7 protein-coding genes and 4 pseudogenes are annotated in these 13,700 nt (G+C 39.2%); 10 read left to right on the top strand and 1 reads right to left on the bottom strand.

Annotation, left to right across the window (positions count from 1 at the left end):
- The first annotated feature begins 12 nt into the window (after positions 1–12).
- From IQ242_RS05155 to IQ242_RS05130, 6 genes and pseudogenes are all read left to right on the top strand, one after another.
- Positions 13–862: pseudogene (locus IQ242_RS05155) on the top strand (IS630-like element ISMae21 family transposase).
- A gap of 741 nt (positions 863–1,603) precedes the next feature.
- Complete coding sequence (locus IQ242_RS05150; RefSeq protein WP_159250602.1) at positions 1,604–3,196, top strand: NAD(P)-binding domain-containing protein; 1,593 nt, start codon at positions 1,604–1,606, stop codon at positions 3,194–3,196.
- Between the two features lie 41 nt (positions 3,197–3,237).
- Positions 3,238–4,107 carry an amidohydrolase family protein gene (locus tag IQ242_RS05145; protein ID WP_159250601.1) on the top strand — a complete coding sequence of 290 codons (870 nt, stop codon included), beginning with the start codon at positions 3,238–3,240 and terminating at the stop codon, positions 4,105–4,107.
- Positions 4,108–4,406: 299 nt separating this feature from the next.
- Complete coding sequence (locus tag IQ242_RS05140; protein ID WP_159250600.1) at positions 4,407–5,729, top strand: coproporphyrinogen-III oxidase family protein; 1,323 nt, start codon at positions 4,407–4,409, stop codon at positions 5,727–5,729.
- Between the two features lie 86 nt (positions 5,730–5,815).
- Positions 5,816–7,042 (top strand): ATP-grasp domain-containing protein, encoded by a 1,227-nt coding sequence (locus IQ242_RS05135; RefSeq protein WP_228020831.1) that lies wholly within the window; start codon positions 5,816–5,818, stop codon positions 7,040–7,042.
- 45 nt (positions 7,043–7,087) lie between these two features.
- Entirely contained in the window at positions 7,088–8,098 is a 1,011-nt protein-coding gene (locus tag IQ242_RS05130; protein WP_159250598.1) for a methyltransferase, read from the top strand.
- A gap of 466 nt (positions 8,099–8,564) precedes the next feature.
- Here IQ242_RS05130 and IQ242_RS05125 read toward each other — a convergent pair.
- A pseudogene (locus IQ242_RS05125) lies at positions 8,565–8,829 on the bottom strand (transposase); the annotation flags it as partial.
- A gap of 71 nt (positions 8,830–8,900) precedes the next feature.
- Between IQ242_RS05125 and IQ242_RS05120 the strand changes: the two are divergent.
- From IQ242_RS05120 to IQ242_RS05105, 4 genes and pseudogenes are all read left to right on the top strand, one after another.
- On the top strand, positions 8,901–10,169 hold the full coding sequence (locus IQ242_RS05120) for an IS701-like element ISMae34 family transposase (protein ID WP_193959246.1): 1,269 nt from the start codon (positions 8,901–8,903) through the stop codon (positions 10,167–10,169).
- 80 nt (positions 10,170–10,249) lie between these two features.
- Entirely contained in the window at positions 10,250–11,890 is a 1,641-nt protein-coding gene (locus tag IQ242_RS05115; protein WP_193959245.1) for a vanadium-dependent haloperoxidase, read from the top strand.
- Positions 11,891–12,055: 165 nt separating this feature from the next.
- Positions 12,056–12,466: pseudogene (locus tag IQ242_RS05110) on the top strand (AAA family ATPase); the annotation flags it as partial.
- A gap of 472 nt (positions 12,467–12,938) precedes the next feature.
- Positions 12,939–13,700 (top strand): annotated as a pseudogene (locus IQ242_RS05105) (ISNCY family transposase); the annotation flags it as partial.

Genomic DNA, 13,700 nt, shown 5'->3' with positions numbered 1-13,700 from the left:
CCATACAGAAAAATGTCTTATAGCCTAGACTTGAGAAAAAAAGTAATCGATTATGTAGAGAATGGGGGAAGCATAACCAAAGCCGCCGCTCTATTTAATATAGGAAGAGCGACGATATATAGATGGCGTTCGTAGGGAAAAACTGGAAGCAACAAAGGTAAAACACCGTCAGAGAAAGCTGGACTGGAAAGCACTGTCAAAAGATGTCCAAGAAAATCCCGAGGCAAGATTAAGAGACAGAGCCGAGAAGTTTGGAGTGAGACCAAGTGCCATTTGCTATGCCTAAAAAAAAATGAAAGTTACCAGAAAAAAGAAGGAACTTCGTTATAGAGAAAGAAACCGAGAAGAAAGAATGAAATACTACAGAGTGCTGAGAGAATTGATTAAAATATATGGAAGTGAAAGCCTTGTATTTATTGATGAGTCAGGGTTTGAAGAATTTCAAGCCTGTTTTTATGCTTGGTCAAAAAAAGGGAAGAAAGTCTTGGGAGATAGACAAGGAAAACGAGGAAAAAGAGAGAACCTTGTCGCTGGGAGAAGAAAGGGAAAAAAAGACTTTATTGCACCGATGGTATTTACGAGAAGCCTGAATGCCGAAGGTTTTGAAGGGTGGTTATCTTTATATTTGTTGCCCTCTCTAACCATAACATCAGTATTAATTATGGATAATGCACCAATTCATCGGAAGACAGTCATTAAACAACTGGTAGAGGAAGCAGGTCATCAGGTCGTGTTTTTGCCAAAATACTCTCCTGATTTAAATGATATCGAACATGATTTTAGTGCATTAAAGAGGGCAAGAATGTATGCTCCTGTGGGGACACCCCTTGATGAAATTATTCGTACTTATTGTGTCGCCTAGTGTCTCGTTCTTATTTGAAATAACTATACTTAGTCTGTTCAGCAAAATATGGCATAGAACGAGTTAGTTAGGACGCTTTCAATTTTCAAACTCTTATCGGTCAAGGGTTTCAGCGATTGATTGTCCTAACCACCCCTCTCTTTGCTATAGTCCTAAAAGTTTTACCCAGTAACCATTTCACGATTTTATAAGCAAAAATTATCATACAAATTCGAGAAGAGCCAAACACAGCTTACCCTGCCGTACAAATCCTTAAATTCATCTTAAGTTTCTAAACTTAGGTTGTGGATTTCCCGGTGATTGGATAGAATATGGATTATATAGCAAGAAATGGGTTATTTAGGACGCTTTCAATTTTCAAACTCTTATCGGTCAAGGGTTTCAGCGATTGATTGTCCTAACCACCCCTCTCTTTGCTATATTTCTTCGGTTTTTATTATGCAAGAGAGAGGAGTTATGAGTAATAAAATTTTTATATAGAAAGACATTGCTTCGATAGAATCAGAACATCAGTTTTATCTGTATCATGTTGATTCATAATTAGCTGTGATAAATTTATGTTGTGCTTAAGATCTCCTGCAAAAGTCTTAAGTCGATCCTTGTACAGCAACATTTTTGAAAATTATCAACTACTAATAAATAATTAACTGAAAGTTCCTCGCATTATTGTTTCTATCGTTTGTTTTCGGATTTATGCAAGAGGTCTTTTGATGAAAAAATACTGCAGGAGTTAGGACAAAAATGATTGCTCAAAAACAAGAATGGACGACAAGCAACAAAAATATTTTAGATTATATAATTATTGGATCTGGTCCTGCTGGATTACAGATGGGGTATTTTCTCCAAAAACAAAAACAGAATTTTCTAATTTTAGAGAGAGGAGAAAAGGCAGGCAGTTTCTTCCAAAAATTTCCTCGGCACGGACAACTGATTTCGAGCAATAAGGTTTACACAGGATACAATGATCGAGAAATAAACTTAAGATGGGATTGGAATTCCTTACTTAACGATAATGATCGGCTTTTATTCAAAAACTATAGTCAAGCTTATTTCCCTCAATCCCAATCTCTAACAACCTATCTTCAAGATTTTGCCAACTATTATCAGCTGCCGATCGATTATGAAGTCAACGTAGTCAAAATTACTAAAGAGGATAACTTTAAAATTGAAGATAGTCGTGGCAAGTATTATATCTGTCGTTACTTAATTATTGCTACTGGGGTTTCTCTTTCCTATGTTCCTTCAATTCCAGGTATTGAGTTAGCAGAAAATTATACTGATGTCACGGTCGATCCCAATGATTTTAAAAATGAGGCGGTTTTAATTATTGGAAAAGGTAACTCTGCGTTTGAAACGGCTGATAATTTAATAGCGACAACTAGCAAAATTCATTTAGTCAGTCCTCATCCGATTAAAATGGCTTGGAAAACCCACTATGTAGGTCATTTAAGAGCAGTTAACAATAATATTTTGGATACTTACCAACTCAAGTCACAGAATGCTATCCTTGATGCAATGGTTGTCAACATTGAAAAAAAAGGAGAGCAATACGCAGTAACTTTTCAATATTCTCATGCTTCAGGAGAGGTAGAAATGTTGTTATATGATCGAGTGATAATTTGCACAGGTTTTCGCTTTGACGATTCTATTTTCGATGACAGATGCAAACCAGAGCTAGTAATTGATAATCGCTTTCCTAACCAAACCAGTGAATGGGAATCTACTAACGTCAAAGATATGTATTTTGCTGGGACCTTAATGCAAATGCGAGATTTCAAAAAATATATGTCAGGGTTTATTCATGGATTCCGCTACAATATTGAAGCATTAAGTAAAATTTTAGCTTGGAAAAACAATCAACAGCCTTTACCCAGTTATTCCCTTAAAGGTGATCCTAAATCAGTCGCTCAAGCCATTCTTAAAAGAGTTAATGTAACCTCTGCTTTATGGCAACAACCAGGATTTCTCTGTGATGTAGTTGCGATTAATCAATTTGATAGCCAAGCAACTTATTATGAGGATTTACCAGTTGATTATGTTCATGAAAAAATGCTAGCTCAGGAAACAAATTTTTTTCTGATTACCTTAGAGTACGGACATCGAGAAATAGCCGACCCTTTTAATGTAGAACGCATTGAACGAACAAGTCAAAGTGAAGCTGCGTTAAGTACGTTTTTGCATCCGATAATCCGACAATATAAAAATCACCAATTAATTTCTGAACATCACATTCTCGAAGATTTATCGGCTGAATGGTTAGAGGATGAACATATTTTTCCTCTGATTAATTATTGTCAAGAAAATATTTCAGCCCATCCTTCTTTAGTTGCTTAATTGTTGAGTAAAAAAATCATCCTTATGAGGAGAAAAGTGCGATGAAGATTATTGATTTTCATGTCCATGCTGGGAAATTTGAGCTTTTACGAGACGACATTCAAGAACTACTAACCTGCCGGCCGATGGAATCCAATGTCAAGGTAGCTGAAGTATTTTCTCAACCAGAAATCCTAGAAAAGTATTTAACTGACAAGGGGATTGACTGTGCTGTCTTACTAGCTGAATGTGGGCCAGGAACCAATTATACGATTGATAGTCGAATGATTGCTGAGTTTGCACAAAATAAGGATATGTTTGTTCCCTTTGGCAGTATCAATCCCAATTATCATGATGTCCAAGATGAATTTTGGAAAAGTATCAAGTTAGGGATAAAAGGGTTCAAGTTTTATCCAGCAGACCACAGCTTTAATGCTCTCAGAGACGATATGCAAGTCGTGTATAAAATGTGTGAATCTTTGGGATTACCCGTAATTTTTCATACAGGCTTAACCGCTCAAAAGGACACAGAGCAGCAATTTATTAACCCCCTCGAGTTTCAGCCACTAGCAGAAAAATATCCAGATTTGATATTGATTTTAGCTCATGGAGGAAAACCGCACTGGTATGGAGAAGCTATGACTATGGCTCTAAGTTTTCCTAACGTCTACCTAGATACTGCTTTGCTAGATCCCTTGTCTCTTGAGAAGGTCTTTCCTGATCTAGAAAAATTATCTCAAAAAATTATTTTTGGTTCAGACTGGCCAGTAGTTGGTAGTTACTCAGCTTTGCTAGAGCAATACAAACAAGCTAATATTCCCGATTCAATTCTCTCTGCTATCTTTTATCAAAATGCAGAAAAAATATTAAAAGATGCTCTGAAAAAACAGGAAAATGCTGTTCCGAAAGCAATTCTAGCTCTGTCAGTCTAAGCAGAAAATTCAGGCTCTTTGTTACTTAATATAGTTCGATAGGGGAGCATAAATTGACTCAATCCTTATCTGGCAAGAGACTTAATTGATTAGTTCGTTCTAGATCGAAAACAATTGACAAAAATCGCTAAATCTCTTTTTATATGAGAGTTTCATTCCTCATAATCCTATACGTTGCATAGACAAATCGAAGAACTAAAATTCAAAAATGGCTACTGATTTAATCTGGCAGATCAAAAATGACTGTCTCAAACCCAACTACGAATTAGGAGTATTTAATGTACACAACTCTATACCCAATGACCTATTACTTCTATCCCTTATTAGAAGATAAATTCACAGACAGCCATCATCAAAATACTTTTCGGCAAATTTTGAACAGTCCGAAACCAGCAGTTACCGAAAATTTACTTTATCTTCACATTCCTTACTGCCACGATATGTGTAGGTTCTGTCCCTTTCATGTTAGAGTTGATAAGGGAGGCGAAATTTATGATCGCTATACAGAAGCTCTTTGTAAGGAAATAGAACTAGTATCCAGTCTTCCTTATGTTTCGGATATGTCGTTCAAAGCGGTTTATTTTGGAGGTGGTTCCCCTTCTATTTTTTCCGTCACTAACTTACGAAAAATCTTTGAGAATCTCTTCAAACACTTTCAGATAAATTCAGATGCTGAAATTTCTTTTGAAGGAGAACCGAAAACCCTTTCAGAACCAGCAAAACTTGATTTACTAAAAGAGTATCAAGTTAAAAGAATTAGTTTTGGTCTTCAAACCTATGACGAAAAAATGCGAGAATTATTTAATATTGCTGCCACCCTCCAAGATGTAGATAATTGTACCAAAAATGCTCGCGAACGAGGGTTTGAAGATATTAACGTCGATATGATGTATGATTTGCCTGGTCAAGATATTACCGCCATTGAATATGATTTAGCCCATCTCAAAAACCACGACTTCGATAGTCTAGATTACTACAACCTTCATTACTACGCTTTTCCTAAAAAATTCAAAATGGCTATGAAGGATGGAACAATCCCCTCTAAACCAAGCCAACAAATGCACTTCGCTTTAGCTCAACAACTGCGAACTTCTCTCAAAAATATGGGCTATTATGATGTTGCTGATCCCATCTTTGCTAAAAAACCTCAAGTCTGTGAGTATTTCCGACTGATGTGGGGTGGTGGTAAAGGGGATCATTCTTCTGAGATGATTGCTTTGGGTTCATCAGCAAGAGGCTATCTCAATGGTTATTGCTACATGAACTTAGGCAATACTGAGCAGTACCTGCAGACTGTTGAAGCGGGACAACTTCCGTTAGAAAAACTTTCCTTCCTCCTGACTACACCAGAAAACCGGGGGGCTGCTTTCTTCATAAAGTTTTTTGAGATTGACAAAGTTTATCAAAAGGCAATACAGTCAATTTCTCAAAATATTTGGGATTTTTGGCAACAAAATGGTTTAATTTACGAAACTGCCAAAAGCTGGAAATTAAGTGAAGTAGGTAAGCTATGGACGACCAGCATGATGTTCGATACCTTTGATCCTCACCAGAGGGAATCTGCTATGACATCCTTGGGCTTTGTCGAAGATCGACCTGGTATTCGGACTGGTAGTTTCTAAAATCTAATTTAAGGGATATTGAGATGGAAAAGAGTGAAAAAAGTCAGGTGCGAGTTGGCATTATTCATGCTTATCCCACTACTTATTTGATTAAAACTCTGCAAAAAGCAGGCTGTAAGCTTGTTTTCTTCGTTCCGCACCGACCAGCTTTTGATTGTAGTGATTTAGAGGCGGTTATCGAAGTTCCTCTACACCAGCCTTCTGTGGTAGTGGAAAAAGTCGCCGACTATCACCAAAAGCATCCCTTTGATGTACTACTACCAGTTTATGAAGGAGCAACAGCAATTACAGCTAAAGCGTCCGAAATATTGGGATTACGAGGCGTTAAATTCAGTGGGGCTCAAGCCAGTCGCAACAAATATCTTGCCTATCAAAGGTGGTACAAAAAGGGAATTCCTGTTCCTACTACTGTTGCTATTCCTGACCCTAATTGCGGCTGGCGGGAAATAGAAAACCATATTGGTTATCCGGCTATTATTAAATTGTCTGATTCGATGAATAGTCAGGGTGTTATTAAAGTAGCATCTAGGGATGACTATCTAGATGGGGTACAGTATCTTTTAAAGATGCTAGAAAGACCTGTAGATTTAGATTTAAAAACAGATCGCAACCGATTAGCCTATGGAACTTCTGAGGTCAAAATCATTGCTCAAGAATACTGTACAGGAACTGAGGTGGCGGTTGATTGCATCGTCACTCAAGGTAAATGTCAAATTTTGGGGATTTTTGAAAAAGCACCAGCTACGGGACCATACTTTGCTGAAAAGATGTCTATTTCTCCAACTTCTTTAAGTCCCCAAGAAGTAGAACAGATCAGTAAAATTGCTACTGATGCTGTCTTGGCTTTAACTGCTGATGGAACTAGCGCAGCTCATGTAGAAATTCGCTTTACAAACGATGGACCGAAAGTATTAGAAGCGGGTATTCGTCCGGGTGGTGCTTACACAGTTGCATCGGTTGAATACCTGACAAAAATAAATCCCTATGTAGAGCTTTTAAACGTTTTGTTAGGTAAGAAACTCAGTGAGATTTGCTCTAACGGCAAAGCTATTTTATATGGAGGAATAGTTATTCCCAAAAGTGGCGTTCTGACTAAAGTTCAGGGGTTAGATATATTCGAGAGCATATCAGAGCTATTGGACGTTCAAATCTTGAATCAATTAGGTGAGCGGGTTTATTGCCTGCCAGAATCAGCACAACCCCATTTCGCCTATTACCTGATTGGGGGTGAATCTAGAGAGGAAGTTTTAAACAAGCATTATCTCATTCAGGAAAGTATTCATCTTGACATATCCGAGTCAGAAAATTCTTGAGTCAATTTGAAGTTCAAACATTATTCATAAAGGAAAATAAAAACAATGATGCCATCAGAAATAAAAAATAGTATGTACGGTTTCATGATGAGTCATGTTCTTTTTGTTGGTGATGAAACAGGCATATTTGATTACCTAGCTCAAGGAGGTTTTTACACAACGGAGGAACTAGCTGAAGTCGCTGATGTCAAATCATCTGCCTTGGAACGGTTACTTTTAGGTAGCGTAGCTATTGGCTTAGTTCAAAAACAAGCAAACACCTATGGAATGCCTGAACATTTACGACCATTTTTGCAGAAAAAATCTCCAGAATATTGTGGGGAATCTTTTTCTCATTTCAGAGAAATATCCACTCACATTTTTCCCTATCTTAAGGAAGCATTGAAAGAAGACAAACCTCAATGGAAGTACATTTTGGGTGATTTACAGGATGCTTCGCCATTTGTAGAATTGTATAATAATTCCCAACGCATTAAGAACTTTTTAGCGAGTATGTGGGGAATGGGTTACACTCCCGCTAAAGAGCTAGTTGAAAAGTATCCCTTAGATAAACATCAAACCTTAGTAGATGTAGGCGGCGGAAGTGGCTCATTTTCCATAGCTGCGCTGGAAAAATACCCGACACTTAATGCTATTGTCTTTGATTTGCCAAACGTTCGCTTCTTTTTAGAGGATAAATGTGCTGAACACCAGCTTGCAGATCGCTTAAAATTCGTGGCAGGGAACTTCTTTAAAGAAGATTTACCTCATGGTGACGTGTACGTTTTGGGTTACATTCTCTCTGATTGGAATCGAGAAGATGGAACTAAATTATTAAAGAAGATATTTGATTCCTTGCCAGAGGGAGGCACAATTTTCATTGTAGAAAAATTATTTAATGAAGATAAAAATGGACCAGTAGAAACTGCAATGATGAATTTAAGTATGCTCTTAGAAACTTGGGGACAACATTATTCAGGCTCTGATTATATCTTCTGGTTAGAAAAAGTTGGCTTTCAAAACTGTCAAGTTATTCGTTCATCAGGAGAAAAACATCTAGTAGTAGGAGTAAAATAGGGAGCATCCTGATTATGTAACAAGTATAAATGCTCAAAAGGTTCAGAAAGCTTTTGTAGTAACGATTCTAGTTCCAATCACACAATTTAGAGAACCGCTGAAAATCTATGAACTCCTGAAAAAGCTTGCCACATAAGTATTTCGCACCTAAGTACAATTGCTTATTACAAAAGTGGGATGCTCCCGCTAAAATAGTAAGATAAACGGTTCTTCCGAACTTACACTGTAGAAAAATCCCTAGCTCTTCTAGAGTAGTTAAGTAGTCGTGCAAAATAAATTTCCTAGTGAAGATAGGCAAGAGGTAATAGGCAAGAGGCAAAAGCTTTATCGAAATGTGTAATTAATTTTGCCTAGTGGACTGTTTCAGCTAAAATAGGGCAATAGATTTCGGCTTAAAGTCTTAGATTATAAAATTTATAGTATTTTTCTAACACACCAAATTAGCTGAAACAATCCACTAGGTACTTACCAAAACTTTTTGTTGAATTGTTTTGCAGACTTCTTGGAGTTGCCCTTTGGCTTTCAGATATCGGTGTTTCAAAGGATGTGATTCTTTCATGTCTTAAGGGTAATGCCCAACTTCTTTCACCTTCGGGTAGCCAGACAATGGTGCTATAGCCTTGTCCTAATACTGTTCCATTTTTTGATGCCGCGCTATGTTGATAGCCTCTATCTTTCATCGTTTTAGCATCCTTCAATTCCCATGCTGTATGATCTATTGCTAATGGGACTTAAACGCTCAACAAGAGTATAATAGAGTATAATCGTTATAGAATAAGCACTTTACGTTGAAAAATCGGCGATGAAAGAGACAACCCCAGCCGCGATGCCCCCATGCTTTGACCGATGGTGTCGGCGGTTTGACAATTGCTTCAAAAACGAAGCGCAAAAAAACGGCTTCAGACAATATTTAGGAGGATTATTAGGGGAAAGTGAGAGGAAAAACCTCACTCAAATGGCCAATAATGCCGTCGGAGTAGTTTATAACCGATTACATCACTTTTTGACCGAATCTCCTTGGTCAGACCGTCAGGTGAATGAATGTCGGTTGCAAGTGATGAACCAATGCCGCCAGACGCAAATACCCCGAGGATTTTCCCTGATTGTCGATGACTCAGGACATCGAAAAAGTGGCAATCTGACCGCCGGAGTTGGCAGGCAGTACCTGGGAGAAATTGGCAAGACAGACAACGGAATAGTCGCCGTCACTACCCATCTCTACGACGGCAAAAAAAGTGTACCCCTAGACATTGAAATTTATCAACCGGCTAGTTCCTTAGCCGAGGGGAAAGAAGACAAAGAATTTAAGAAGAAACCAGAGATAGCGATAGATTTAATTGACCGGAGCTTAACCAGAGGCTATCGACCGAAAATCGTCTTAATAGATGCTGGTTATGGCAACAACACAAATTTTCTCAAAGCCCTGGAAGAAAGAAAGCTAAAATACTTAGGAGGATTGGCAAAAAATCGAAAAGTAATTATTGAAAAAGAAGGGGGTGTGGAAGAAACAATCCAGCTTGAGCAACTAGCAAAAAGCCTATCAGAAAAGGATTGGGAGAAAATCACCCTAAATCTAGATCAAGAAAAAACGGTTTGGGTAGCGGTATTCAGAGCGAAAATATCTCAACTAGAAGGAGAAAGGAACTTGGCTATCGTCATGAATGCAAGTTCAATGGAAAAAGCCACAGAGGTGGACTATTTCATCACCAATGTAGTTGAGGCAGATACAGTAACAGCGTCGTGGATAGTCAAGACTTACACCGAAAGAAATTGGGTGGAAGTATTCTACCGAGAAGCCAAAGGATGGTTAGGGTTAAGGGAATACCAAGTCAGGGATAAACGAAGCTTACTTCGTCATTTTATCCTGGTGTTTTGTGCCTATACATTTATCCTGTGGCATAAGTTAACTGGGGGATTGCAAAGGCAGTGGGCGAATCGACCTTTAAACACTTTTGTGGAAGCCTTGGAAGCTTTTCGGACAGCGATGTCTTTCCGTTTCTTTGAGTGGCTGACCGAGAATCGGGATGTGTTTGCCGCTTACAAAGCCAGTTTAGGCTTTGTTTGGGCTTGAAATTTGTTTAAGTCCCATTAAGAGACCTGTACTTTTCAATGACTTTTTCAGCAAACCCTATTTATTGCCATTTGCTGGTCATGTACAAAAAAATACTCTCTTTAACCCTTTTTCCTTTAGGGATTGCTTCCACTGCCTTGCTGCCAGTATCATCTGCTCAAGCGGTCACGGTGGCCAGTGATTGGATTGGTGCAGCCACTCAAGGTGTTAGAAATCAACCCCAGGGACCAACGGTAGCTTCTCGGCTCTATGGCATCCTTGGCACTGCTATGTACGATGCTTGGTCAGCCTACGAAGCTACCCCCATTAGTACCGTTCTGGGAGATACTTTACAACGTCCTACGAGCGAAAATACTCAGGCCAATAAACAGGAAGCGATTAGTTTTGCCGCCTATCGGGTGTTAACGGAACTGCTACCCACACAAACGGCTAATTTGACTGCTCGGATGAATAGTCTCGGTTACGACCCCAACAATACCAGCACCGATACCACTACGGCAGCGGGAATCGGTAACACCATCGCCGCCACACTGATGAATGCCCGTCGTAATGACGGTTCCAATCAGTTAAACAACTACGTTGATACCATCGGTTACAGCACCCCCAACACTCCCACTCAAGTGGTCGATATCGAACTCTGGACTCCGGAGAGTGTTCCCATCGATTCTGGTTCACCCCTACAGAAATATCTGACCCCTCACTGGGGAACGGTAGAATCCTTCTCTTTAACCGATAATGCACAATATCGTCCCCCTGAAATTATCCCTCCTTTTCTGTTAGATTCCAACGCTTCGGCGGATTTACAGGCGGGAACGATCACCAGGGCTGATGGTACGGTTGTTCCTATTAGTGCTGCATTAGTGGGAGTAGATATCAATCCCGCTTTCATCCAGCAGGCGGTTGATGTGGTGGCATTCAGTGCCAATCTCACCGACGAACAGAAACTAATCGCCGAATTTTGGGAAGATGGCCCTGGAACCCCCTTCCCTCCGGGTACATGGATGGAGTTCGGGCAAGATATCTCCCAGCGGGATAATAATACTCTCGACGAAGATGTGCAGTTATTCTTCGCCCTCGGTAATGCAGTCATGGACGCGGGGATTGCCACCTGGGAAGCGAAACTATCCTATAATTCTGCCCGTCCCGTGCGCGTGATTCGCGAGTTAGGTCGCTTGGGTTTAATCGGGACTGACAATAACGGCGATGGAGTCTTTGAAATTAACGCTTGGGGCGGCCCCGGTTTAGGCACAATCACTATTCCCGCTACCCAATTTCTCACCTACCAGAATCCCTTTGGTCCTCCTTCGCCCCCCTTCGCCGAATATACCTCTGGCCATAGTGCCTTTAGTGCCGCTGGGGCGGAAATCCTGCGTCTTTTCACTGGTAGTGATGTTTTTGGTGGTTCTGTCACCTTTGCCCCCGGTACTTCAGCTTTTGAACCGGGCATCACTCCGAGTAGTCCGGTAACTCTTTCTTGGGATACTTTCTCAGAAGCGGCCGACGAAGCCGGTATTTCTCGTCGTTATGGCGGTATTCACTTCCTCGACGGCGATATTCAAGGCAGAATTTTAGGTCGCAGGGTGGGGGGAAGTGTTTGGAACCGCTCTCAATTCTTTATCAACGGTGGCGTTACTACTCCAGAAGCGGATAATGTTCTCGCCCTCTTGACCCTAGTCGGTATTTTCTCCCTAACACGCCTGAGAAAAAGCAAAATTAAATAAAAATTAGACATTTTGCTAAATTTCCTAGAGACGTTGCCCCCAACGTCTCTATTTTACTTTCTCCCTAGTCTGCCGATCCCACAAGCCGAAAATAGGGAGATTAGCTCCGATCGCTTGTTATACTTGTCTAGGATAGAAATTACCGCTCCTCACCCCTGACTGTTAATGATTTTTACTGAATTAGTTTTGCAAAATTTCGGACCCTACGCTGGTCGTCAAGTGATTAATTTACGTCCTGAAAAAGATAACAATCCCTGTCCGATTATCCTTTTAGGAGGCATGAATGGGGGCGGTAAAACTACTTTAATGGATGCGATTCGTTTGGCTTTGTACGGTGCGCGGGCGAAGTGTTCTACTCGCAATAATTTAAGTTATGCCGAGTTTCTTAGTCAGGCAGTTAATAATCAAGCTTCCCTCATCGATCAAGCTAGAATTGAACTGGCTTTTGAACATCTAGTTAATGAACAATGGCGACAATATCGTATCGTTAGATACTGGACAAAACAGCCTAAAGATGGTAAGGATACCCTCGGTATTTTAGATGAAGATTGGCCCGATCCTGCCTTAGCTAATACCTGAACTTTCCCCCATATATATATATACTATAACAGCCAAAACCCTTATCCATCAATGGATATAGCCCTTAACATTTCTTGATGTACCCATGTAATTTGTAATATTTCTTAATGGATAAAAATTCTCTCCATTTGCTAAAATAGTGGTCATGTACATAGAAAAAGTTCCTAACCGTAATTCCCAGCAATTCTCATTTTAAAAAGTAACAAGTGATACAGACAGAAACAAAGCTTTAAGCAAGCTACAAAATGCGCTCCTGCGAGTGCGACTGCATCGCAGAGAAGTGAGTATATAGAGTATTTATACTCAAAATATTTGAAAGATGGGAGAAATCTAGAACAAAAGTTCTCTACATCAGAAAGAGAACCAAATAAAAATTGATGATTGTTGTCTGTTGAGGTAAAATTATTAAGTTGGAAATATTAATTAATCAAACTGTTCTGCGATGACGAAAAAGGCTGTGACTTGAGAAATTCCTGAATTAATACAATTTTTAGTTCAAGAATTACATGACTTACCCGATGACAGAAAACCAGGAAACAATACCAAATATCAGGTAGAAGATGCAGTTAAGGCGGCTTTTTCGGTTTTTTTTACTCAGTCACCTTCTTTTTTAGAGCATCAACTGAAAATTAGTAAGGGAAAAGATAATGCTTCAAGTTTATTTGGTATCAAAAAAATACCTGGTGATCATCAAATCAGAAACCTGTTAGCTCCTATCCCAGCTGCCACAATATTTGGCTCTTTTCAACAAGTCTATCAATGGTTAAAAAAACAGGGAGTTATTAAAAATTTTTTCTACTTAGATGAGGAAATTTTAATAGCTTTAGATGGTACGGAATATTTTTCTTCAAAGAAAATTAGTTGTCCCCATTGTAATTGCCGCAATCATCGTAAGGGAACGACAACTTATTTTCATGGTTGCGTCACGCCAATTGTGGTTTCTCCTGAGCAAAAACAAGTGATTAATTTAGAACCAGAATTTATTAAAAAACAAGATGGGCAGCAAAAACAAGATTGTGAAAATGCGGCTGTTAAAAGATGGTTAGATAAGAATCATCAAAAGAAGTATGGTTATCCTGTAACCCTGTTAGGAGATGACTTATACTCTCGCCAACCTATCTGTGAGTTAGCTCTAAAACAAGGTTATAATTTTATTTTTGTTTGTCTTGAAACTTCTCATAAAACCTTATATGAATGGCGAGAATTTTTAGAAAAAAGTGGAGAAGTTAAA

Origin of the sequence: Microcystis sp. LEGE 08355 (genome assembly GCF_015207185.1) — a bacterium.
GTDB lineage: Bacteria > Cyanobacteriota > Cyanobacteriia > Cyanobacteriales > Microcystaceae > Microcystis > Microcystis panniformis.
Note: the sequence above shows the minus strand (reverse complement) of the source record. Positions and strands in the feature narration are given on the sequence as shown.